The 22,195-nt window shown below is 73.7% G+C and carries 24 protein-coding genes; 12 read left to right on the forward strand and 12 right to left on the reverse strand.

Features of this window, described 5'->3' with window-relative positions:
- Positions 1-21: 21 nt before the first annotated feature.
- Positions 22-924, reverse strand: coding sequence for an A/G-specific adenine glycosylase (locus MRBLML1_RS19765; RefSeq protein ID WP_364519233.1), 903 nt, complete (start codon positions 922-924; stop codon positions 22-24).
- An 86-nt stretch (positions 925-1,010) separates the two neighbouring features.
- Here MRBLML1_RS19765 and MRBLML1_RS19770 point away from each other — a divergent pair, with 86 nt between their 5' ends.
- Positions 1,011-1,832: a hypothetical protein gene (locus MRBLML1_RS19770; RefSeq protein WP_364519235.1), complete on the forward strand. Its 822-nt coding sequence runs from the start codon at positions 1,011-1,013 to the stop codon at positions 1,830-1,832.
- 3 nt (positions 1,833-1,835) lie between these two features.
- Here the strand turns inward: MRBLML1_RS19770 and disA are convergent, their stop codons facing one another.
- Both disA and radA read right to left on the reverse strand, forming a co-directional pair.
- Positions 1,836-2,909 (reverse strand): DNA integrity scanning diadenylate cyclase DisA, encoded by a 1,074-nt coding sequence (gene disA, locus MRBLML1_RS19775; protein WP_364519237.1) that lies wholly within the window; start codon positions 2,907-2,909, stop codon positions 1,836-1,838.
- Between the two features lie 181 nt (positions 2,910-3,090).
- A complete protein-coding gene (radA, locus tag MRBLML1_RS19780; protein ID WP_364519240.1) occupies positions 3,091-4,527 on the reverse strand; it encodes a DNA repair protein RadA in 1,437 nt (478 codons plus the stop codon).
- A gap of 66 nt (positions 4,528-4,593) precedes the next feature.
- On the opposite strand from radA, the gene MRBLML1_RS19785 reads away from it, so the two are divergent.
- On the forward strand, positions 4,594-5,625 hold the full coding sequence (locus MRBLML1_RS19785; protein ID WP_364519242.1) for a LacI family DNA-binding transcriptional regulator: 1,032 nt from the start codon (positions 4,594-4,596) through the stop codon (positions 5,623-5,625).
- Positions 5,626-5,673: 48 nt separating this feature from the next.
- A complete protein-coding gene (locus tag MRBLML1_RS19790) occupies positions 5,674-7,209 on the forward strand; it encodes a S8 family peptidase (protein WP_364519244.1) in 1,536 nt (511 codons plus the stop codon).
- Between the two features lie 60 nt (positions 7,210-7,269).
- Here MRBLML1_RS19790 and MRBLML1_RS19795 read toward each other — a convergent pair whose 3' ends face one another.
- The 3 genes from MRBLML1_RS19795 to MRBLML1_RS19805 all read right to left on the reverse strand — a co-directional run bounded on the left by MRBLML1_RS19795 (position 7,270) and on the right by MRBLML1_RS19805 (position 9,486).
- Entirely contained in the window at positions 7,270-7,977 is a 708-nt protein-coding gene (locus MRBLML1_RS19795; protein WP_364519246.1) for a class I SAM-dependent methyltransferase, read from the reverse strand.
- Between the two features lie 17 nt (positions 7,978-7,994).
- Positions 7,995-8,633, reverse strand: coding sequence for a VOC family protein (locus MRBLML1_RS19800; protein WP_364519248.1), 639 nt, complete (start codon positions 8,631-8,633; stop codon positions 7,995-7,997).
- Positions 8,634-8,724: 91 nt separating this feature from the next.
- A complete protein-coding gene (locus MRBLML1_RS19805; RefSeq protein WP_364519250.1) occupies positions 8,725-9,486 on the reverse strand; it encodes a hypothetical protein in 762 nt (253 codons plus the stop codon).
- 58 nt (positions 9,487-9,544) lie between these two features.
- Here MRBLML1_RS19805 and MRBLML1_RS19810 point away from each other — a divergent pair, with 58 nt between their 5' ends.
- The 3 genes from MRBLML1_RS19810 to MRBLML1_RS19820 are packed head-to-tail and all read left to right on the forward strand — an operon-like array spanning position 9,545 to position 12,278.
- Positions 9,545-10,483: a Ppx/GppA phosphatase family protein gene (locus MRBLML1_RS19810; RefSeq protein ID WP_364519252.1), complete on the forward strand. Its 939-nt coding sequence runs from the start codon at positions 9,545-9,547 to the stop codon at positions 10,481-10,483.
- A 12-nt stretch (positions 10,484-10,495) separates the two neighbouring features.
- Positions 10,496-11,338, forward strand: a complete 843-nt coding sequence (locus tag MRBLML1_RS19815) for a sugar phosphate isomerase/epimerase family protein (RefSeq protein WP_364519254.1) — start codon at positions 10,496-10,498, stop codon at positions 11,336-11,338.
- Between the two features lie 10 nt (positions 11,339-11,348).
- On the forward strand, positions 11,349-12,278 hold the full coding sequence (locus MRBLML1_RS19820) for a proline dehydrogenase family protein (protein ID WP_364519256.1): 930 nt from the start codon (positions 11,349-11,351) through the stop codon (positions 12,276-12,278).
- Positions 12,279-12,281: 3 nt separating this feature from the next.
- Here the strand turns inward: MRBLML1_RS19820 and MRBLML1_RS19825 are convergent, their stop codons facing one another.
- Positions 12,282-13,019 (reverse strand): SDR family oxidoreductase, encoded by a 738-nt coding sequence (locus MRBLML1_RS19825; RefSeq protein WP_364519258.1) that lies wholly within the window; start codon positions 13,017-13,019, stop codon positions 12,282-12,284.
- Positions 13,020-13,127: 108 nt separating this feature from the next.
- On the opposite strand from MRBLML1_RS19825, the gene proC reads away from it, so the two are divergent.
- Complete coding sequence (gene proC / locus MRBLML1_RS19830; RefSeq protein WP_364519260.1) at positions 13,128-13,928, forward strand: pyrroline-5-carboxylate reductase; 801 nt, start codon at positions 13,128-13,130, stop codon at positions 13,926-13,928.
- A gap of 20 nt (positions 13,929-13,948) precedes the next feature.
- Here proC and MRBLML1_RS19835 read toward each other — a convergent pair whose 3' ends face one another.
- Positions 13,949-14,779 carry an SDR family NAD(P)-dependent oxidoreductase gene (locus MRBLML1_RS19835; protein WP_364519263.1) on the reverse strand — a complete coding sequence of 277 codons (831 nt, stop codon included), beginning with the start codon at positions 14,777-14,779 and terminating at the stop codon, positions 13,949-13,951.
- 52 nt (positions 14,780-14,831) lie between these two features.
- Here MRBLML1_RS19835 and MRBLML1_RS19840 point away from each other — a divergent pair, with 52 nt between their 5' ends.
- Positions 14,832-15,362 carry a TetR/AcrR family transcriptional regulator gene (locus MRBLML1_RS19840; RefSeq protein WP_364519265.1) on the forward strand — a complete coding sequence of 177 codons (531 nt, stop codon included), beginning with the start codon at positions 14,832-14,834 and terminating at the stop codon, positions 15,360-15,362.
- Here the strand turns inward: MRBLML1_RS19840 and MRBLML1_RS19845 are convergent.
- Positions 15,359-16,069: an HAD family hydrolase gene (locus MRBLML1_RS19845; RefSeq protein WP_364519267.1), complete on the reverse strand. Its 711-nt coding sequence runs from the start codon at positions 16,067-16,069 to the stop codon at positions 15,359-15,361. The two genes, MRBLML1_RS19840 and MRBLML1_RS19845, sit on opposite strands and share 4 nt — an antisense overlap.
- Before the next feature lie 203 nt (positions 16,070-16,272).
- Between MRBLML1_RS19845 and MRBLML1_RS19850 the strand changes: the two genes are divergently transcribed.
- The 4 genes from MRBLML1_RS19850 to MRBLML1_RS19865 all read left to right on the forward strand — a co-directional run bounded on the left by MRBLML1_RS19850 (position 16,273) and on the right by MRBLML1_RS19865 (position 19,100).
- Entirely contained in the window at positions 16,273-16,488 is a 216-nt protein-coding gene (locus MRBLML1_RS19850) for a helix-turn-helix domain-containing protein (RefSeq protein WP_364519269.1), read from the forward strand.
- Between the two features lie 209 nt (positions 16,489-16,697).
- Positions 16,698-16,799, forward strand: a complete 102-nt coding sequence (locus MRBLML1_RS19855) for a 30S ribosomal protein bS22 (protein WP_008356322.1) — start codon at positions 16,698-16,700, stop codon at positions 16,797-16,799.
- A gap of 65 nt (positions 16,800-16,864) precedes the next feature.
- Positions 16,865-17,926: an NAD-dependent epimerase/dehydratase family protein gene (locus tag MRBLML1_RS19860; RefSeq protein ID WP_364519271.1), complete on the forward strand. Its 1,062-nt coding sequence runs from the start codon at positions 16,865-16,867 to the stop codon at positions 17,924-17,926.
- Entirely contained in the window at positions 17,919-19,100 is a 1,182-nt protein-coding gene (locus MRBLML1_RS19865) for a lysophospholipid acyltransferase family protein (protein WP_364519273.1), read from the forward strand. The genes MRBLML1_RS19860 and MRBLML1_RS19865 overlap by 8 nt, the downstream gene beginning before the upstream one ends.
- A 60-nt stretch (positions 19,101-19,160) precedes the next feature.
- On the opposite strand, the gene MRBLML1_RS19870 is transcribed toward MRBLML1_RS19865, so the two are convergent.
- From MRBLML1_RS19870 to MRBLML1_RS19880, 3 genes are all read right to left on the reverse strand, one after another.
- Positions 19,161-20,270: a DUF5667 domain-containing protein gene (locus MRBLML1_RS19870; RefSeq protein ID WP_364519719.1), complete on the reverse strand. Its 1,110-nt coding sequence runs from the start codon at positions 20,268-20,270 to the stop codon at positions 19,161-19,163.
- A gap of 118 nt (positions 20,271-20,388) precedes the next feature.
- Entirely contained in the window at positions 20,389-21,192 is an 804-nt protein-coding gene (locus MRBLML1_RS19875) for a sigma-70 family RNA polymerase sigma factor (protein WP_364519275.1), read from the reverse strand.
- Positions 21,193-21,288: 96 nt separating this feature from the next.
- Positions 21,289-22,176 (reverse strand): HAD family hydrolase, encoded by an 888-nt coding sequence (locus MRBLML1_RS19880; RefSeq protein ID WP_364519277.1) that lies wholly within the window; start codon positions 22,174-22,176, stop codon positions 21,289-21,291.
- Positions 22,177-22,195: the final 19 nt, after the last annotated feature.

Raw genomic sequence — 22,195 nt, forward strand, 5'->3', positions numbered from 1 at the left:
CGGGGCCCGGCACCGGGCCGCTCAGGGCAGCGCGTAGCGGCCGTCCGGCCGGCGCACCACGAGACCGTCCTCGATGAGGGAGGCCAGCGCCCGCTCCCGCTGCGCCACCTGGTCCCAGGCGGCGTCCATCCGCTCCTGGCCGACGGCGCCCGGCGCGTCCCGCAGCACGGCCAGCAGCCGGCCACGGCACTGCCGGTCGGTCCCGGCCCAGGCCTGCACCGGCCGCGGTGGTCCGTCGTACGCCGGGGCGCCGGCCGCCTGCCACGCGCACACCGACTCGACCGGGCAGGAGCCGCACCGGGGCCGGTCCGCGGTGCAGACCAGGGCGCCGAGCTCCATCACCGCGACCGACCAGGTCGCCGCCGTCGGCGGGTCCTCCGGCAGCAGGGCGGCGCCCAGGTCCCGCTCGGCGCGGTTGACCGAGCGTGCGGGGAACTCCACGCCGCTCACCGCCCGCGCCAGCACCCGGCGCACGTTGGTGTCGAGCACCACCTGCCGCTGGCCGTAGGCGAACGCCGCCACGGCCGCCGCCGTGTAGTCGCCCACGCCGGGCAGCGCCAGCAGGTCGTCGTACGACGAGGGGACGAGGCCGTCGTGCTGCTCGGTGATGGCGAGCGCCGCCGCGTGCAGGCGCAGCGCCCGGCGGGGATAGCCCAGCCGGCCCCACGCCCGCACCGCCTCGCCCGAGGGCTCGGCCGCGAGCGCGGCCGGGGTCGGCCACCGTCGCAGCCAGGTCTGGTGCACCGGCAGCACCCGCACCACCGGGGTCTGCTGCAGCATGAACTCGCTGACCAGCACCGACCACGCCGATGCCTCCGGGCGGCGCCAGGGCAGGTCGCGGGCGTGCGCGTCGTACCAGTGCAGGATCGGCTCCACCAGCTCCGCGCCGGTCGTGCCGCCCGTGGTGCCCTCGCTCGTCGTCATCGCACGCCATTGTGACCTCGCCCGACTTCGCCCCCGCCCGGCGGGTCACCCCGGATCGCGCCACCAGGCTGACTACCGTCGGATCCATGGCTTCCCCGCGTCGTCCCGCGCCCGCCCGCGGCCGTACGACGCGCGGGCCGCTCGACCCCGGGGTCTACTGGCGGCGGCGCGTGTTCGTGCTCGGTGTCGCCTTCGCCCTGGTGTTCGGCATCGCCCGCGTGCTCACCGGCGGCAGCGACGCCAGCTCCGACGAGCCCGTCGCGGAGCAGGCCGGGGCCCGGGTGCAGCCGAGCCGGACGGTGACCGCCGGCGCGACGCCCGCGACCGGCAGCCCGACCGGCAGCCCGACCGGTGCCGCCGGCGCGACGGCCCCCGCGACGCCGACCCTCGCCGCCCCGCAGGGCCCGTGCCCGGCCGCAGACGTCGTGGTCACCCCGTCGGTGCCCGCTCCGGCCGTGGCCGGCAGCGACGTCACCCTGCGGCTCTCCTTGCAGACCAAGACCGCCGAGGCGTGCACCTGGCAGGTCTCCCCGGCCACGGTCATCGTCAAGATCTCCGACGGCTCCCGCCAGCTGTGGACCACGCAGCAGTGCTCGGCGGCGGTGCCCCCCACCACGGTCGTCGTACGACGGGCGGTCGCCACGGTCGTCGACCTCACCTGGACGAGCACCCGCCAGTCGGACGCGGGCTGCACCCGCCGGGCCGGCTGGGTGACCTCGGGTGACTACACGATCGCGGCGGCCGCGCTCGGCGGTGAGCCGGCCAGCGCGGAGTTCGTGCTCGTGAAGCCCACGGCGCCGACCACCACCGCGACGGCGAAGCCCACGACGAAGACGACCACGAAGGCCACGCCGACCGGGAAGGCCACGAAGCAGCCCACGAAGCAGCCCACGAAGGCCGTCAACTAGTCCTCAGACGTACCGTTCGAGGATCGTCGACTCGGCCAGCCGGCTCAGTCCCTCACGGACGCTGCGGGCCCGCAGCTCGCCCACGCCCTCGACGGCCTGGAGGTCGTCGATGCCGGCCGAGAGCAGCTTCTGCAGGGTGCCGAAGTGGTCGACGAGGCCCTCGACGACGTTCGACGGCAGGCGGGGGACCTTGGTGAGCAGCCGGTAGCCGCGCGGGGCGACAGCGCCGTCCAGGTGCTCGCCGGTGCCGATGCCGAGCACCTTCGCCACCGCGGAGGGGTCGACCAGGTCGGTCGCCGAGAGCTGCTCCAGCTTGCCGAGCAGGTCCAGCGGGTCGCGGCTGCGCCGGCGCGAGGGGACGTAGTCGCGGATCACGAGCTCACGCTCGGTGTCGACGCCGGTGATCAGCTCCTCGAGCTGCAGCGCGAGGAGGCGGCCGTCGGTGCCGAGCTCGAGCACGTAGTCCTCGATCTCCCGGGCGATCCGGGTCACCATCTCCAGCCGCTGGGCGACCACGGCCACGTCGCGCACGGTGACGAGGTCCTCGATCTCCAGCGCGGACAGGGTGCTGGAGACCTCGTCGAGACGGAGCTTGTAGCGCTCCAGGGTCGCCAGCGCCTGGTTGGCGCGGGAGAGGATCTGGCCGGAGTCCTCCAGCACGTGGCGGGTGTCGCCGACGTAGGCCGCGATGATCTGCATCGACTGCGACACCGAGATCACCGGGTGCCCGGTCTGCTTCGCGACCCGGTCGGCGGTGCGGTGCCGGGTGCCGGTCTCCTCGGAGGGGATCGACTGGTCGGGCATCAGGTGCACGGCCGCCCGGGCGATCCGGGTCAGGCTCCCGTCGACGATGATCGCGCCGTCCATCTTGGCCAGCTCACGCAGGCCGGTCGCGGTGAACGGCACGTCGAGCTCGAAGCCACCGGTGCACAGGCTGTCGACCAGGCGGTCCTGGCCGATCACGATCAGGGCGCCGGTGCGGCCGCGGAGGATCCGCTCGAGACCGTCGCGCAACGGGGTCCCGGGCGCGATGGACGCCAGGGTCTCGCGGAGTCGGAGATCGGCCGACGCGACCACTCGCGCTCCTCACTGTTGACCGGCCGGCCCGGCGGGCCGCGGATCCGGGGGCACCGTCGTGGTGCACAGGCTCACCCTAGCGGCGTACCCCCGCCCGTACCCGGTGGTTTTCACCGCGCCGCGGCCGCGAGTTGTCAGCAGTTGTCCGGTCCGGGGTGGGTGGGCACAGGGAGCCGGCGGTCTACTCGCTCGCCTCGACCACCTCCAGCGCGTGCTTGGTGCGACGGTCGAGGTTGAGCAGGCGCAGCGCCGAGATCACGTCCGGCGCCTCGATCACCCGCATCCCCGCGATCATCCGGTCCCGCGCCGGACCCCGCTTGCCCTGCGCCTGGCCGGGCTCGGCCGGCACCACCGCCAGCTCGAAGCCGAGCCGGGCCGCCTCCGCGAGGCGCTGGGACAGGTCGCGCACCCGCCGCAGCTCGCCCGACAGCCCGATCTCACCCATCGCCACCACGCCGGCCGGCGGCGCGCTGACGAAGGTCGAGGAGGCCAGGGCGACGGCGAGCGCCAGGTCGCTGCCGGGATCGGTGAGCCGCGCGCCGCCCACGGTCGAGGCGAACACGTCGTGCTGGTGCAGCTTGATCCCGCAGTGCTGCTGCAGCACGGCGAGGATCATCGCCAGCCGCGAGCCGTCCAGTCCCGAGGTCGTGCGCCGCGGCCGCTCCGCGGCCGAGAGCGTCACCAGGGCCTGCACCTCCGCGAGCAGCGGGCGCCGTCCCTCCATCGTCACCGCGACACAGGTGCCCGGCACCCGGCCGTGGTGGCGCTCGGTGAAGATCCCGGTCGGGTCCTCCACGGCCCGGATCCCGTCGGCGCTGAGGTCGAAGCAGCCCACCTCGTCGACCGGGCCGAACCGGTTCTTCACCGCGCGGACCATCCGGAACCGCGAGTCGCGTGCGCCCTCGAAGTGCAGCACCACGTCGACCAGGTGCTCCAGGACCCGCGGCCCCGCGATCCCGCCGTCCTTGGTCACGTGGCCGACCAGCACGACGGTGATGTCGCGGCTCTTCGCGACCCGCACCAGCGCCTGGGCCACCTCCTTGACCTGGGTGACCCCGCCCGGGACGCCGTCGACGTCGGCCGCGCCGATGGTCTGCACGGAGTCGACGACCACCATCTGCGGGCGGACCTGCTCGATGTGGGTGAGCACCGCGCCGAGGTCGGTCTCGGCGGCGAGGTAGAGCTCGTCGTGGATGCCGCCGGTGCGGTCGGCGCGCAGCCGCACCTGGGCCGCCGACTCCTCGCCGGTGACGTAGAGCGTGCGCTGCCGGCGCTCGGCGGTGCGCGCCGCGACCTCCAGCAGCAAGGTCGACTTGCCGACACCGGGCTCACCGGCCAGCAGCACCGCCGCCCCCGGCACCAGCCCGCCGCCGAGCACCCGGTCGAGCTCGGGCACCCCGGAGGGCGCGTGCATCGCCCGGTCGGCCGGGACCTGGCCGATCGGGACCGCCTGCCGGGTGACGGGCGCGGCCGTCGTACGGCTGGTGGTCGCGCTCGCGGCGGCCGCCACCTCGACGACCGATCCCCACGCCTGGCACTCGCCGCACCGGCCCACCCACTTGCCGGTGGTCCAGCCGCACTCGCCGCAGCGGTAGTTCGAACGTGTTTTCGAAGCCATGCCCCGAACGTAGACCACCCGTCCGACACAAACCTCCCGCCACGCGGTCCGTGCGAGGATCGCCCTGTGGAGAACCCGCGTCCGCCGGCCACCCTGGCCGATGTCGCCGAGCGCGCCGGTGTCTCCCGCCAGACGGTCTCCAACGCCGTCAACAACCCCGACCTGCTGCGCGCGGACACCCTCGCGCGGGTGCAGCAGGCGATCGAGAGCCTGGGCTACACGCCCAACCGCGCCGCCCGCCACCTGCGCACCCGCTCGTCGCGGCTGATCGGGCTCCGGCTGACCCCGGCGCAGGAGTTCACCGCCAACATGGCGATGGACCGGTTCGTGCGGGCGCTGGTGGAGGCCGCGCGCGACGTGGGCTACCACGTGCTGCTGTTCTCCGGCGGCCCGGTCGCCGAGGGCGAGCTCCCCGACCCCCTGGGCGGGTACGACGACCTGCTCCGCTCCACCGCCGTCGACGCCTTCGTGGTGACCGACACCTACCTCGGCAACCCGCAGACGGTCGGGCTGACCCGGCGCGGCGCGCCCTTCGTCGCCTTCGGCCGCCCGTGGGACGACCCGGACGCCACCCATCCCTGGGCCGACGTCGACGGCGCCGCGGGCACCGAGGCGGCCACCCACCACGTCCACGAGCAGGGCCACGAGCGGATCGCCTGGCTCGGCTGGGAGCCGGGCTCGCGGATCGGCGAGGACCGGCGCTCGGGCTGGTACCGCGCGATGACCGGGCACGCCCTGCCCACGGCCGGGCTCGAGGCGGCGGTGCCCGACACCGTCGACGCCGGGCGCGAGGCCGCGGCGGCACTGCTGGACGCCGCCGGGCCCACCGCCTTCGTGTGCGCCTCGGACACGCTCGCGGTCGGGGTGCTGCAGGCGCTGGCCGAGCGCGGTCGTGCGCCCGGCCGCGACGTGGCCGTCGTGGGCTTCGACGACTCCCAGGTCGCCCAGGTGCTGGGGCTGACCTCGGTGCGGCCCCCGCTGGAGCAGGTCGCGCTGGCCCTGGTCGGCGCGCTGGCCGACCTGCTCGCACCGACGGAGCGGGAGGCGGGCGAAGTTCTTCTCGTGCCCACCCTCGCAATCCGTCGGACCTCCGTGTGAGGATGAACGACGCAGGATGACCTGCATCACATCTCGGAGGGAATGCTCATGTCCTTGCGCAGCACCCGGCGGCTCCGCGCCGCCACCCTGACCGTCTCGGCCGGCCTCGCGCTGGCCGGCCTGACGGTGTCCGGCACCGGAGCCACCGCCGCCCCCGGCGGCGGCGCCGAGCCGGTCTCCACCCCCGTCCCGATCAGCACCCCGGACGGCGTCGTGTCGGCCTACCTGCTCAACGCCAAGCACGCCAACCCGGGCCAGACCCGCCTCGTCGAGAAGGCCGTCGCCAAGGCCGGCGGTGTCGTCGTCCAGACCTGGCCGCAGATCGGCGTCGTCGTGGCGCACAGCGACCGTGCGGACTTCCGTGCCGACGTACGACGTGCCGCCGGGCGGGCGCTCGAGTCGGTCGGCGCGACCCGCTCGGTGCCCGTGACCGAGGGCACCCCCGCCGGGGTGCGGTCGCCGTGGGGCCCGGGCAAGGGCCAGCTCAGCGTGACCGAGGCCGACCGCCGCGACGACACGACGGGCGCGGAGGCGACCACCGCGGTCACCCCGGACCCGCGCGAGTCCGAGCAGTGGGACCTGGCGATGATCAAGGCCGACAAGGCGCACGAGATCACCGACGGCTCGCGCCGGGTCGTCGTCGGCGTGCTCGACAGCGGCATCGACGCCGACCACCCCGACCTGGCGGCCAACATCGACGTCAGGGACTCGGTCAACTGCTCCGACGCGGGCCGCCCCGACCGGTCCGCGACCGGCTGGCAGCCGACGACCAGCGACCACGGCACGCACGTCGCCGGCACCATCGGCGCCGCGCGCAACGGCACCGGCATCGTCGGCGTGGCGCCGAACGTCCGGATGGCCTCGGTCAAGGTGGTCAACGACGACGGCTTCATCTACCCCGAGTACGCCGTCTGCGGCTTCGTCTGGGCCGGCGAGCACGGCTTCGACGTGACCAACAACAGCTACTACGTCGACCCGTTCCAGTTCTACTGCGAGGACCAGCCCGACCAGTACGCCGCCAAGGAGGCCGTGCGCCGTGCGGTCGCGTGGTCGACGAAGAAGGGCGTGGTGCACGCCGCGGCGGCGGGCAACTCGTCGTACGACCTGGCGAACAAGACGACCGACACCACGAGCCCCGACGACGGGACGACGGTGGACCGGACGATCAACAACGGCTGCCAGGACATCCCGACCGAGCTCCCGGGCGTGGTGACGGTCTCCTCGCTCGAGCGGTTCCCGGCCACCACCCTGGACAACCGGCTCTCGGGCTTCAGCAACCGTGGTCTCGGCGTCATCGACGTCGCCGCGCCCGGCTCGCGGATCCTGTCGACCATCGTCACCGACAACGGCTACGGCCTGAAGTCCGGCACCTCGATGGCCTCGCCGCACGTCGCCGGCGTGCTGGCGCTGATGAAGTCGGCGCACCCGTGGTGGACGCCGGCGCAGATGGTCGCCAAGCTGCGCGCGCAGGCCGACGACCACGCCTGCGGCACGACCACGGCCGGTGCGCCGTGCGTGGGCACGGACGCGAACAACAGCTACTACGGCGAGGGGGTGGTCGACGCACTCGACGCCGTGCGCTGACCACGGGCTGATCCCCGTCGTGGGGCGGCCGGTGCCGGGACGCCGGTGCCGGCCGCACCCTCAGCGTGAGCGGGACCAGAGGTTGACCGCGTAGTCGACCTCGACACCCTCGTGGTGCCGCAGGACCTCGGCGGCGGCGTCCGGTGGGAGCTCGATGCGCACGACCGCCTCCAGGTCGGCGCGGGACGCGAACCGCCAGCCCATGTCGACCCGGTCGAGGGTCCAGCCGCGGATGCTCCAGAACCGCTCGATCTCCGCGGGCGCAGGCAGGTGCGCGAAGCCGCGCCGGAACCAGGACCCGAAGGTGGAGCGGGAGCCGTCGTTGTCGATGACCAGCGCCGTGCCGCCGGGGCGCAGGACGCGGTCGAGCTCGACCAGGCCGGGCTCGCAGCCGGGGCCGAAGAAGTAGGCCCAGCGCGCGTGCACGACGTCGACGGAGGAGTCGGGCAGCGGGATCTCCTGCGCGGCGCCGGGCAGCACCTCGGCGTTCGTGACGGCGCGGGTGCGCAGCCGCCGCTGGGCGAGCTGGCACAGGCCGGTGTGCGGCTCGACCCCGATCACCCGCGCCGCGCGCTCGGCGAAGCGGGGCAGGTGGAAACCGGTGCCGCAGCCGAGGTCGAGCACGGTGCGCCCGGACCAGTCGGCCCGTGCCTCCATGGCGGCCCAGAGGCGGCCGTCGGGGTCGGCGGCGCGGTTCTCGAGCTCGTACGTCGCGGTGTGGTCCCAGATGTTGGGGCTGGCGATCGCGCCCCGGACCGTGCGGCCCACGCTCGGTGGTGCCGGGGTCAGATCCGGACGATGCCGTCGGCGGTGAGCACCTGCGCGGCGAGGATGCCCGGGGTGCCGTGCGGGGCGACCCACTCGACCTTGACGTCCTCCAGCGGCGCCTCGACGGTCTCGCCGAGCCACTCGCTGACCCGCTGCGGGTCGCCGGCGATCTCGATGCCGGCGAGGGACACGGTGCCGTCCGCGCCCTGCGAGGGGTGCAGGTCGGCGGGCACGCCCCACTGGATGAAGAAGGGGAGCTGCGGGTCGGCGATCAGGCCGTTGATGCCGATCTGCTGCCAGCGCAGCTCGGTGCCGTCGGGGCGGTGCCGTGAGCCGGGGACCGCGGAGCGGCCGAGGCGCTGCTCGACGACCGAGATGTCGGGGACCGCCACGGCCCAGCCGAGCCAGCCGCCGCCGAGCGCGGAGCGGGCCTTGACGGCCTGCCCGAAGGGCGCCTTGTCGGAGGCCGGGTGGTCGAGCGCCTCGACGACCTCGATGTAGGTGCCGTCGGTGAGCGGCAGCACCATGTTGCGCGTGCCGAAGCGCGGGTGCACCCCGCCGTCGGCGAACTCTCGCCCGAGTGCTGCGCCCAGGCGCGCGGCCGTGCTGGCCAGTCCGTCGGGTCCGGCCGCGTAGGAGAGGTGGTCCAGGCGCATGTCAGACATTCTGAGCAGTGGCTGAGAGGACGAGACCGGCGGGGTCCTTGTTTCTTGACGTCGAGAGGTGCTGGTCACCTCCCGGACGGGCTCAGCGCGGGTCGGCCGGGTGCAGCGCGAGCGCCGAGCGCGAGCGCAGGTGCGCCTCGCAGTGGTGGACCAGCTCGTCGTACCCCTTGCGCCCGATCAAGGCGACCAGCTCGGGCTCGTTGGTGACGTAGAGCGGCTCGACGGCGACGTGGGCCTCGGTGTTGCCGGAGCAGTACCAGTCGAGGTCGTGGCCGCCGGGGCCCCAGCCGCGGCGGTCGTACTCGGTGATGGTGACCTCGGTGTACGACGTGCCGTCCATCCGCTCGACCTCACGGAAGGTGCGGCGGATGGGCAGCTGCCAGCACACGTCCGGCTTGGTCTCCAACGGGTTGCGGCCCTGCTCCAGCGCGAGCCCGTGCAGCGCACAGCCCGACCCGCCGGCGAAGTCGGCACGGTTGGCGAAGACGCACGAGCGCTGCCCGGCGACCTCGTGCATGCGGGTCTTGCGCTCCCCGTCCTCGTCCTTCTCGATCCAGTCCTTGCGCTTGACCGGTCGGCCGGGGTGGTGCTGCCAGTGCGCCGGGGTGAGCTGTTGGACGAAGGCCTCGACCCGTCGTTCGTCCTCCTTGTCGGCGAAGTGCGCGCCGAGAGTGCAGCAGCCGACGTCGGGGGAGTCGGCGTAGATGCCGGCGCAGCCCCCACCGAAGATGCAGGTGTACGACGAGGTCAGCCAGGTGAGGTCGCACTTGAGGACCTCGGACTCGTCGGCGGGGTTGACGAACTCCACCCACGCACGCGGGAAATCGAGAGGGACCTCAGGCACTGCTCAAATCTAGTTGAGGGGTCCGCGTCGGCGGCGCGGGCACTAGTACCGTGGACGCATGCGTCTGGGCGTGCTCGACATCGGCTCGAACACCGGTCACCTGCTCGTGGTCGATGCGCACGGCGGTGCCGCGCCGCTGCCGGCGTTCTCCTACAAGGAGCCGCTGCGCCTGGCCGAGCACCTCGACGAGGCCGGCGACGTCTCCCCGACGGGGATCGAGGCGCTGGCCGCCTTCACCGCGCAGGCCCTGCGGGTCGCGGAGGAGAAGGGCTGCGAGGAGATGCTGTCGTTCGCGACCTCCGCGGTGCGCGATGCCGGCAACTCCGAGGAGGTGCTGGCGCACGTGGAGCGCGAGACCGGCGTACGGATCGAGGTGCTGCCGGGCGAGGACGAGGCCCGGCTGACCTTCCTCGCCGTGCGCCGCTGGTTCGGCTGGTCCGCGGGACGGCTCGCGGTGTTCGACATCGGCGGCGGGTCGCTGGAGATCGCGGCCGGCTCCGACGAGCGCCCGGACGTGGCGTGGTCGCTCCCGCTGGGTGCGGCCCGGCTGGCGCGCGCGGACTTCGCGGACCGCCCGGACGAGAGCCGGCTGCGCGAGATCCGCCGGCGGATCCGGGCCGACATCGCCCGCGACGCCGGCCACCTCCTGCGCGCCGGTACGACGCACCGCGCGTCCGCGACGTCGAAGACCTTCCGCTCGCTGGCCCGCATCTGCGGGGCGGCGCCGTCCGGGGAGGGCCAGCTGGTGCCGCGCTCGCTGCCGCTGGCCGAGCTGCGGCACTGGATCCCGAAGCTGCTCGCGATGACGCCCGAGGAGCTCGCCGAGCTGCCCGGCGTCTCGCCGAGCCGCACCCACCAGATCGTGCCGGGCGCGCTGGTCGCCGAGGCCTGCATGGACATCTTCGACCTGCCCGAGCTGGAGATCTGCCCGTGGGCCCTGCGGGAGGGCGTGATCCTGGAGCGGATCGACAAGCTCAGCGTCACCGACGAGTCATGACCGGGGCGGGCGATGGCTGAGCAGGGCGCCCGGCCCCGGATCGGGTTGTCGACGAGCTCGGTCTACCCCGAGTCGACGGCGCACGCCTTCGCCTACGCCGCGGCCGTCGGCTACGAGGCGGTCGAGGTGATGGTCGGCATCGACGCCCTCTCCCAGCAGGTCGACGCGGTCCGCCGGCTCTCCGAGCACCACGACCTGCCGGTGAGCGCGATCCACGCCCCCTGCCTGCTGTTCACGCAACGGGTCTGGGGTGTCGAGCCGTGGGGCAAGCTGGAGCGCTCGGCGGAGATGGCGCGTGCGGTGGGCGCCGCGGTGGTCGTGGTGCACCCGCCGTTCCGCTGGCAGCGGGAGTACGCCCGCGACTTCGTCAACGGGATCGCCGCGCTCGAGGAGTCCTCGGGCATCGCCTTCGCGGTGGAGAACATGTACCCCTGGCGGGCCTCGCGCCGGCACCTGGAGATGTACCTCCCCGGCTGGGACCCCTCCGAGGAGCCGTACGCCAACACCACGATCGACCTCTCGCACGCCTCGATCGCCCGGGCCGACCCGGTCGAGATGGCCGAGCGGCTCGGCCCCCGGCTGCGCCACGTGCACCTGACCGACGGCACCGACTCGGCCAAGGACGAGCACCTGGTGCCCGGCCGGGGGACCACCGGGGCCGCGGACTTCCTGCGCCACCTGGCGAGCACCGGCTTCGCCGGCGAGGTGGTGCTGGAGATCAACACCCGGCGCTGCGCGACCCGCGAGGAGCGCGAGGCCGACCTGCGGGAGTCGCTGGAGTTCGCGATCGAGCACCTCGGCACCCGACCGGTGGGGCGGCGTACCGACGGCCAGGCGTGCGGAGGCCCGACGTAGGTTGGTGCCCATGAGTCCGGTCCGGGGGGCGCTCGAGGCGATCTCGCGCAGCGCGCTGCCGCGGCTGGTGGCGGTGCTGCCGCTGTCGGCCACCGTGATGGACCGGTACGTCGCCGGGGAGACCGTCCGCGACGCCCTGCTCGCGGTCGAGGAGCTCGCCGCCGAGGGCATCGAGACGACGGTCGACCACCTCGGCGCCGACCCGGCCGACGAGACCCAGGCGATCGCCGCCGTGCAGGCCTACCGGATCCTGCTCGACAAGATCGGCGACGCCGGGCTCGGGCACCGCGCCGAGGTCTCGGTCAGCCCCACCGCGATCGGCCTGCTGCTGCCCGAGGGCGAGAAGCTCGCGATCGAGAACGCCCGCAAGATCTGCCGGGCCGCCCACAGCGCGGGCACCTCGGTCACCCTCGCCATGGGTGACCACACCACCGTCGACGCCACGCTGGCGGTCGCGCAGGCGCTGCGCCACGACTTCCCCGGCACCGGGATCACCTTGCAGGCCCACCTGCACCGCACCGAGTCCGACTGCCGCACGCTGACCTACGCCGGCAGCCGGGTCCGCATCTGCAAGGGCGCCGGCGACGCGCCCGCCGAGGTCGCGTTCACCGATCCCGGTGACGTCGACCGCTCCTACGTGCGCTGCATGAAGGTGCTCCTCGACGGCGACGGCTATCCGATGCTCGCCACCCACGACCCGCGCCTGGTCGAGATCGCCGGCGCGCTCGCCAGCCGCTACGGCCGGGCTCCGGGGACCTACGAGTACCAGCTGCGCCACGGCGTGCGCCCGGCCGAGCAGCGGCGCCTGGCCGCCAGCGGCGAGCGGGTGCGTGTCTACCTGCCCTACGGCGAGGAGCGGCACCGCTACGTCGCGCAACGGCTCGCCGAGCACCCCCAGAGCCTCTCCCAGGTGCTGGCCTCGCTGGTGCGCCGCGGCTGAGCCTCAACGCAACGAGTAGCCGCCGTCCGGGAAGAGGGTCGAGCCGGTGGTGACGCCGTTGAGGAGCAGGAACACGACGGCCTGGGCGACCTCCGGCTCGGTGCCCGTCCGGCCGATCGTCGAGGCACCTGCGTAGAAGTCGAAGGCGGCCTGGCGGACCGCCGGGTCGCGCTGGTCCCACAGGTGGCCGTCGACGGTGCCGGGGGCGACCGCGTTGACCCGGACCGGGGCGAGCTCGACGGCCAGGCCGCGGGCGAGCCCCTCGACGGCGGCGTTCGCCGCGACGTACGCCGGTGCGTCGCCGGCCGGCCGCACGCTCGCCGCGCCCGACATCAGCACGATCGAGGCGTCCGGGCCGAGCTTGCCGAGCGCGGCCTTCACCACGCGGTACTGGCCCCAGAACTTCGACTCGAAGGGCGTGGCCGCCTCCTCCAGGCTGAGCTCGGCGATCGGCCCCGTCACATAGCTCGCGGCCGTGGTGAAGATCCCGTCCACCCGGTCGACCTGCTCGAAGAAGCGCGCGACCGACGCGTCGTCGGAGGTGTCGACCGGGTGTGCGGCGGCGTTCTCGCCCAGCTCGGCGACCGCCCGCTCCAGGGTCGCCGCGGTCCGCCCGCCGAGCACGACCCGGCCGCCGGCGGCCACCACCTGGCGAGCCACCGCGAACCCGATGCCGGTGCCGCCACCGACGAGGACGATCGTGCGCCCGGCGAAGGCGTCCGCTGCGAGGAGGGAAGTCATGGTCGAAGCCTAGGAACGCCGTGGTGAGCGGTGATCCGGTTTCCCTCCGGCGCCCGCACGTGACACGCTTCGCGACGTACCCGAGCCCGAGCAGGAAGGGAGCAGACCGTGGCGAAGCGCACCGCTGTCGTCGGCGCCGGCGTGATGGGGGAGACCCTGCTGTCCGGCCTGGTCCGCGCGGGCCGCGGCGCCGACGACCTGGTCGTGGTCGAGAAGCGCGCCGAGCGCGCCGCCGAGCTCACCGACAAGTACGGCGTCCCGGTGGTCGACGACGTCGCCGCGGCCGCCGCGGCCGACACGGTGCTGCTGGTCATCAAGCCCCAGGACATGGCGGGCGTGCTCGACGAGCTCGCTCCCGCCCTGCGCTCGGGCCAGCTGCTGGTCTCGCTCGCCGCCGGCATCACCACGGCGTTCATCGAGTCGCGGGTGCCCGAGGGTGTCGCGGTGGCCCGCGTCATGCCGAACACCCCGGCCCTGGTGGACGAGGGGATGGCCGCGATCTCGCCCGGCACGTGGTGCGAGGAGTCGCACCTGGCCGAGGCGTCCGCGCTGATGTCCGCGGTCGGCAAGGTGGTCGAGGTCCCGGAGAAGCAGCAGGACGCGGTGACCGCGATCAGCGGCTCCGGTCCGGCGTACCTCTTCCTGGTGGCGGAGGCCATGATCGAGGCCGGCGTGCACCTCGGCCTGCCGCGCCCGGTCGCCCACGAGCTGGCCGTGCAGACGCTGCTCGGCTCGGCGACCATGCTGCGCTCGACCGGTGAGCACCCGGCGGTGCTGCGCGAGCAGGTCACCTCGCCCGGGGGTACGACGGCCGCCGCGCTCCGCACGCTGGAGGACCACGGTCTCCGGGCGGCCTTCCTGGCGGCCCTGGAGGCGGCGCGGGACCGCTCCCGCGAGCTCGGCAGCTGACGCCCACTGGGTCGATCGGCTCAGTCCGCGTGGTCCTGGAACCCCGGCTGCGCCGCGTAGTCCTGCTGCCGTCGTTCGAGCGCCGTGCGGATCTGTCCGGCGGCGTCCTCGCCGAGGACCAGCCGCAGCGGCCCATCCTCGGCAGCGACGTGGGCGAGGATGCCGTCGGCGACGGCATCGGGAGAGGTGCCCCCGCCCGTCGCTCCCGGCTCATTGGGCCAGGGCACGGTGGTCGTCCCGAAGAGCTCCGCGCGCAGCTCGTCGTAGGCGGGCTGCGGTGCGCTGAACCTCATCCCGGACGTCGCCCACCGGGTGTCCATGGCGCCGACCTCGACGAGGGTGACCCGGATGCCCATCGACCGCACCTCGCCGGCCAGGGCCTCGGCGAGGCCCTCGAGCCCCCACTTCGCGGCGTTGTAGAGACCGAGCAGCGGCATCGCCCCGACTCCTCCCGTCGAGGAGATCTGCACGATGTGCCCGTGCCCCTGGCGGCGCATGACGGGCAGCACCGCCTGCGTCACCCACAGGGGCCCGAGCAGGTCGACGTCGAGGATCGCCCGGGCCTCCTCTTCGCCGACCTCCTCGACGGCGCCGACCAGCCCGTAGCCGGCGTTGTTCACCACGACGTCCAGACCTCCGGCGACCCGGTGGGCCTCCTCGACGGCCCGACGGCACTCCTGCCGGTCTGCCGGGTCGAGGTGCAGGACGGTCAGGAGCGGGTGGGACAGCGGGAGCGCGCCGGCGCGGGTGGTGGCGACGACGCGATGCCCCGCCGCCAGTGCCCGCCCGGTCAGGGCGAGGCCCAGTCCGCTGCTCGCGCCGGTGATGAGCCAGGTGTCCGGTGTCGTCATGGACCCATTCAACACCAAACGAGACGGTGCGTCTCGTTTATATGATCGCCGCATGGCCCGACCCGCGACCGTGAAGCGCGTGCATGCCGCCGTCCTGGGTCTTGCCGAGCGCAGCGGCCCGGGCGCGCTGACCATGGAGGGCATCGCCGCGGAGGCCGGGGTGGGCAAGCAGACCCTCTACCGGACGTGGCCGTCGGTGCATGCCCTGCTCTTCGACGCCCTGGCCGCCGAGTCCGCAGCCGTGGAGGCGTCGGAGGGCCCGGTCGCGGTCCTCGACCTCCTGAGGGCGACGATCGAGGAGCTCGCGACCGAGCCACGGTCCTCGCTGCTGCGGATGCTGGCCGCCTCGATCCAGACCGATGCCGCCATCGCCGAGCAGTTCCACGCCCGGCTCCTCCAGCCCCAGCAGGCGCAGATCGGCCGGCTCGTCGCCGCCGACGGCTACGCCCACCCGGAGCAGGCCACCGAGCTGCTGCTGGCACCCCTGCTCTACCGGTGGTTCCTCCGGCTGCCCCCGCTGACGGAGCGCGAGCTCCGCGACCACGTCGAGGCGGTTCGTGGCCTCCACCGGGCACACGGCTAGCGGGCGGGCACCGCCCAGTCGAGCTCGGCCAGCCCGCGCACCCGGAGCACGCCGTCGCCGGCGCCGCGCGCGTCGTAACGGCCGTGGCGGTCGAGGAGACGGCTGTGCAGGCCGGCCCGCCGGGCGCCGATCACGTCGTGCCGCAGCGAGTCGCCGACCATCAGCGTCGCGGCCGGGTCGGCGCCCAGGCGGGCGCACGCGGTGAGGTAGGAGCGCGGGTCCGGCTTGGCGGCGGGCAGCGAGGAGGAGGCGAAGACCGGGACGTCGGCGCGCAGCAGCCCCGTGCGACGCAGCTTGTCCGTCTGGATCGCCTGGTCGCCGTTGGTGAGGATGCCGACCGGCAGCCCGGCGCTGCGAGCCCGCTCGATCGTCGCGGCGGCGTCGGCGAACGCCCGCCAGGCCGCCTGGTAGCAGCCCAGGTAGCCCGCGAAGACGTCGTCGGCGAGGGCGTCGTCGGCGAGGTCCCAGCCGGGCAGGAACTCCCGGATCCGCACCCGCCGCTGCTCGGTGTGGGTCAGCTCCCGGCGCTGGGCGCGCTCGTAGTGCCGGGCCTCGAGCACCACCCAGCGCTCGACGAGCTCCTCCAGGTGGGTCGGGCTGTCGGCGAGACCGAGGCCCGTGAGCCAGGTCCGCAGGCCCTGGTCGGCGGCGCCGCGGTGGTCCACGAGGGTGTCGTCCAGGTCGAGGAGCAGGGCCTGGATCGTCATGCCGAGCAGTGTGCCAGCGGCCTCCGACACCGCTCCGCGGGGCTTCGTCGAGCGGTGCGGGTCAAGGCGACACGCCGAGACCTCAAAAGTTTCACTGAGCAATCTCTTCCCCATGCGTCACATCTGGCCCTATTCTCACGCAGAGGCGTCCGCGGATCACAGCCGGGGAAGGCGGTGACGGACGCGCAGAAAGCGTGGTTGTCATGACTCCTCCGTCGCGCGAGCGCACCGAGTCCCTTCCGGACCCCAAATTCCTCACGATCGCCGAGGTCGCCACGGTGATGAGGGTCTCCAAGATGACCGTCTACCGCCTCGTGCACAGCGGCGAGCTGCCCGCCGTGCGCGTCGGTCGCTCGTTCCGGGTGACCGAGGAGGACGTCAACGAGTACCTCCGCAAGTCCTTCTACAGCGCTGGTTGAGCCGAGCGGGTCTCCGCCGCGAGGCGGGCACTCCGACGCCTCGCCCAGCAGACTCCGCCTGCCGGCGTGATGCGATCTTCATCCCATCGCAGTCGCTGATTCACCGCGCCCACCGACGGCCCGATAGGCTGACCCGGTGCTCCGGGGCCTGCCCGGAGCGTCGTAGCAACGTCGGGCGAGCCTCGTCCGATGCTCTGGAGAGGTTCCACGTGGGTTCTGTCATCAAGAAGCGTCGCAAGCGCATGGCGAAGAAGAAGCACCGCAAGCTGCTGAAGAAGACGCGCGTGCAGCGTCGCAAGCTCGGCAAGTAACGCCAGAGCCTGCCGTCGCCGGTGCGCGCTCCCGCGCACCGGCCCGACCCTGAGGAGTCAGTGGGATGGGCGCCGGTCGTACGGTCCTGGTCACGGGGGTCTCCCGTGACCTCGGGCGGACCTTCGCGCGCACCCTCGCTGCCGACCCCGGGGTCGACCGTGTCATCGGCGTCGACGTCATCCCGCCTCGCGGCGACCTGGGTGACGTCACCTTCGTGCGCGCCGACATCCGCAACCCGGTGATCGCCAAGGTGATCGCCAAGGAGGACGTCGACGCGGTCGTCCACATGAGCGTCATCGCCACCCCCGGCTCCGCCGGCGCGCGCGGCACGATGAAGGAGCTCAACGTCATCGGGACGATGCAGCTGCTCGCCGCCTGCCAGAAGGCCGAGCAGGTGCGCCAGGTGGTGGTGAAGTCCTCGACGACCGCCTACGGCGCCAGCAGCCGCGACCCCGCGATGTTCACCGAGGACATGGAGCCGCGCCGGCCCCCGCGCAGCGGCTACGCCAAGGACGTCAACGAGGTCGAGCGCTACGTGCGCGGCTTCGCCCGCCGCCGTCCCGACGTCAAGGTCAGCCTGCTGCGCTGCGCCAACGTGATCGGGCCCCGGGTGGTGAGCCCGCTGGCGTCCTACTTCCGGCTGCCGGTGATCCCGACCGTCCTCGGCTTCGACCCGCGCCTGCAGTTCCTGCACGAGGCCGACCTCAACCGGGTGCTGCGGCACGCCGTGCTCACCGAGGCCAACGGCACCTTCAACGTCGCCGGCGACGGCCTGCTCATGCTCTCCCAGGCGCTGCGCCGGATGGGCCGCACCAGCGTGCCGGTCCCGGGCGTGGCGTTCGGCGGCCTCGGCTCGGTGCTCAAGTCGGCCCGGCTGACCGACCTGCCGCCCGAGCTGGTCGCCTTCCTGACCTACGGCCGCGGGGTCGACACGACCCGGATGCGCACCGAGCTCGGCTTCGAGCCGTCGTACACCACGGCCGAGGCGTTCGCCGAGTTCGTCGGCACCCTGCCCCCGGGCAGCCGCCGCGCCGAGTCCGCCCTGGCCGCCCTGGCCGAGCACCTGCCCCCGGTCGACGAGGACCGTCCCGCCCAGCTCACCGTTGCCGGAGGCAAGGATGGCTGACGCCGAGATCATCCCCATCGGCACCCGCGGCCGTCCCGGCCGGGGCACCGGCACCCGCCCGTCCGCCGCGGCCCGGGGCCTGGCCGCCAAGTCCGGTACGACGCGCAAGCCCGCTCCGGAGAAGAAGCCGGAGCCGGCGGCGCCGAGCAAGCCCGTCGCGGACGAGCCGGCGGACGCGCCCGTCATCGAGACCGCCTCGTTGCTCGACGACCCGGCGCCGGCGCCGGAGGCGTCCCTGCCCGCCGCGCGCACCGAGGAGCGTGGACTGAGCCCGCTGGCCGGCATCCCGGTCGGCGACTGGCTGGCCGCCTTCCAGCACGCCGCCCGCGAGCTCTTCGGTGACCAGTGGGAGCCGCAGCTGGCCCGCTTCCTGGCGTTCCTGCGCCGGCGGCTGACCGGCGACTACACCGTCGACGAGTACGGCTTCGACCCCGAGGTCACCGAGCGCTTCTTCATGGCCGCGCTGCGCCCGATCGCGCAGCAGTGGTTCCGGATCGAGGTCCGCGGCATCGAGAACATCCCCGCCGAGGGGGGTGCCCTGGTGGTGTCCAACCACTCCGGCACGATCCCGGTCGACGGGCTGATGACGATGGTCTCCATCCACGACCACGCCGGACGTCACCTGCGCCCCCTGGGCGCCGACCTGGTCTTCCGGCTGCCGGTCGTCGGTGCGCTGGCCCGCAAGGGCGGCGCCACCTTGGCCTGCAACGAGGACGCCGAGCGGATGCTGCGCGGCGGCGAGCTGGTCGGGGTGTGGCCCGAGGGCTTCAAGGGCATCGGCAAGCCGTTCTCCGACCGCTACAAGCTGCAGCGCTTCGGCCGCGGCGGCTTCGTCTCCGCGGCGCTGCGCACCGGCGTGCCGATCATCCCGCTGTCCGTCGTGGGCGCGGAGGAGATCTACCCGCTGGTCGGCAACATCCCGTCGCTGGCCCGCCTGCTGGGTGTGCCGTACATCCCGATCACGCCGTTCTTCCCGCTGCTCGGCCCGCTCGGCCTGGTCCCGTTGCCGTCGAAGTGGCTGCTGGAGTTCGGCGAGCCGATCCGCACCGACGAGTACGACGCGGGCGCGGCCGAGGACCCGATGCTGGTCTTCAACGTGACCGACCAGGTCCGCGAGACCATCCAGCAGACGCTCTACAGCCTGCTGATGCAGCGCGAGTCGGTCTTCAGGTGAGCTGACGCCGGCCGACCGGCCGGCGCTCCGGCGTACCCCGCGGGGTGGCCGGTGGGAGTGCTACTTGAGCAGGCCGCCGAGGCCGTCGAGCAGCCCGCCGACGCCGTCGATCAGCTCGGGGACGGCGCCCTTGGGCGGCGTCGTGGTCGAGCCGGAGGACGGCTTCTTGGTCGGCAGCAGCTCGGTGACCTTCTCGACGACCTTGCCGACCCCGTCGGTGGCGGTGTCCACCGGCTTCTGCGTCGGCTGGTCGGTCGGGTCGGCGCCGGCCGTGCTGGCCGGCGGCGTCTGGCCCGCCTTGGTGCCCGGCTTGGCCTTCGGCGGGGTCGTCGCCGCGGCCTGGTCGAGGACCGGGCCGCCGAGGATGGCCTTGACGTCGGGGATCGCGGCGAAGTCGGGCAGCCGGGTGACCTCGTCGTTGCTGCAGGTCGGGCAGGCCTCCCAGGCGGCGGCGTCGACCTTGCGCACGGTCTGGGTGGCGGTGATCAGCGGGGCACGGATCGCGTCCGGGACGTCGGCGCCGAGCCCGGCGAGGACGTCCATGCTGTCGGCGGCGAAGTCGCGCAGCGCGCTGATCGGCTGGGTCTTGCCGGTCGCGGTGAAGTCGTCGAGCGCCAGCTCCGAGGCCTGCTCGGTCTGGTCGGTGAAGTCCTGCAGCGTCGAGGCGATGATCTCCTCGTCGGCACCCTTGGCGGTCAGCTGCTGGACCTCGTCGAGGCGGGCCTCGGCGTGGGAGAGCACGGTGTCGGCCTTGGCGGCGCCGTCGGACTTGAGGTTGGTCTGCGCGTTCTCGATGGCCCGCTTGACGGGGTAGAGGACGTCGCCGGGCAGGGCGTCCTGCGCGGCCATCGCCATCGAGCCGCTGGCCGCGACCACGGCGAAGCCGCCGACGACCGCGGCGATGCGACGCTCGCGGGAGCCGCGGCGCTGGCGCGGGGTGAGCCGGACGGCGAGGTCGGCCTCGGCGGCGACCGGGGCGCGCTCGGCGGCGGCCACCAGCTGGGTGCGCAGCGAGGAGACGAACTCGGGGCGGGCCTCGACCGGGGGCGTGGCGCGCAGCGCGGCCACCAGCTCCAGCAGGTCGGCGTGCTGGCCGGGGTCGCTCGCGCGTCCCTCGAGCAGGGCGGCGAACTCCTCCGCTGCCCCTCGCGACCAACCGTTCCCGCGCATCACGACGACCATCCTTCGCTCCACCGGGGCAGGGTCGCTCCGGTGCTACGAGGGTCCAACGAGCCCGCGGGCACCCTGGTTACGGTGCGAGTGGCTATTGCGCCATAGTCCGAATTGATCATCGCAACCCCTCGGGCATGAGCTTGGCGAGGTTGCGCACGCCGCGCAGCTGGAGCTGCTTGATCGCGCCGTCGCTGCGGCCCAGGGCCGCGGCGGTCTCGGCGATGCTCAGGCCCTGCAGGAAGCGCATCACCAGGCAGTCGCGCTGCTCGTTCGGCAGCTTGGTGAGGGCCTCGAGCAGGATCTCGTTCGTCAGGCTGGCCAGGACGGCGTTCTCCGGGCCCTCCGTGGCGTCGTCGTGCTGACCCATGTCCTCGGTGGTCATCTCGAGACGGGTCCGGCCGGCCTTGAAGTGGTCGGTGGCCAGGTTGCGGGCGATGGTCATCAGCCAGGCGCCGAAGTCCTTGCCCTGCCACCGGAACGACGGCATGTTGCGCAGCGCCCGGAAGAAGGTCTCCGAGCACAGGTCCTCGGCCACCACGACCGAGCGGGTGCGGTAGTAGAGGAAGCGGTAGACCGAGGGCTGGTAGTGGTCGTAGAGCAGCCCGAACGCCTCGGCGTCGCCGGACCGGGCCAGCTCGACCAAGCCGATCAGCCGCTCGCGCTCCTCGGCGGAGTCCTCGGAGGAGGTGGCGAGCGTGGCGTCGCCGTAGCCGCTGCCGGGGGTGCGCTCGAAGCCGTCGCCGGCCTCGGCGTGCGCCTCGCTCAGCAGCCAGTGCGCGCCCCGGTCGGCGCGCCGTCCGCGGGGTGCGGCCACCCCGGCGAAGGCCAGCGCGGGCACCGGCTCGAGGGTGAGCGCGCTCGCGACGGCGGCGCGCAGGGCGTCGAGCCCGTGCGCAACGTCGCTGCGATCCCAGGTCATGCCCGGTCCCCTCCCTCGTACCCCCACAGGGATCCTACGACGGGTTCGCGGACCTTGGTAACCAAATGTGGTAACCGACCGGTCCTTTCGGCATGGTCACGACAGGTGGCGCCGGACCTGCCGTCGTACGAACGCACCGGCGACCGCCGCGCCGGTCGCGGCCGAGCCCACGAGCAGGCCCGCGCGGGCCGCCTTGCGCCCGGTGCGGTAGTCGCGGATCCGCCAGCCGTTCGCCCGCGCGTGCGCACGCAGCCTGGGGTCGGGGTTGATCGCGCACGGGTCGCCCACCAGGCTCAGCATCGGCAGGTCGTTGGCCGAGTCGCTGTAGGCCGAGCAGGCGGCCAGGTCGAGGCCCTCGCGCTCCGCCAGCGCCTGCACCGCGACCGCCTTGGCCGGACCGTGCAGCATGTCGCCGACCAGCCGGCCGGTGTAGACCCCGTCGACGTGCTCGGCGACCGTGCCGAGGGCGCCGGTGAGGCCGAGCCGGCGGGCGATCAGGCGGGCGATCTCGATCGGCGCCGCGGTCACCAGCCAGACCCGTTGGCCCTGGTCGAGGTGCAGCTGGGCCAGCGCGCGGGTGCCCGGCCAGATCCGGTGCGCCATCGCCTCGTCGAAGATCTCCTCACCGATCTCCTCCAGCTCCTGGACGGTGTGCCCGGCGATGAAGGCCAGCGCGGAGTTGCGGGCGTCGGCGACGTGCTCGGGGTCCTCGACCCCGGCGATGCGGAAGTAGGCCTGCTTCCAGGCCGCGCCGAGCAGGTCCTTGGTGGTGAAGAAGTCGCGGCGGTAGAGGCCCTTGGCGAGGTGGAAGATGCTCGCGCCCTGCATGACGGTGTTGTCGACGTCGAAGAACGCCGCCGCGTGCGGGTCCGCGGGCTGCGCGAGCGCGGTCTCCACCTCGGCCGCGGCGGCCGCCGCCTCCCCGGCGAGCTTCGAGCGCTGCTGGAGGTTGAGCCGGCGGGACCGGTCGGCGGACGCACCCATGACCCCACTCTAGGGATGC

It is taken from the genome of Nocardioides sp. LML1-1-1.1 (assembly GCF_040676175.1).
Classification (GTDB): Bacteria; Actinomycetota; Actinomycetes; order Propionibacteriales; family Nocardioidaceae; genus Nocardioides.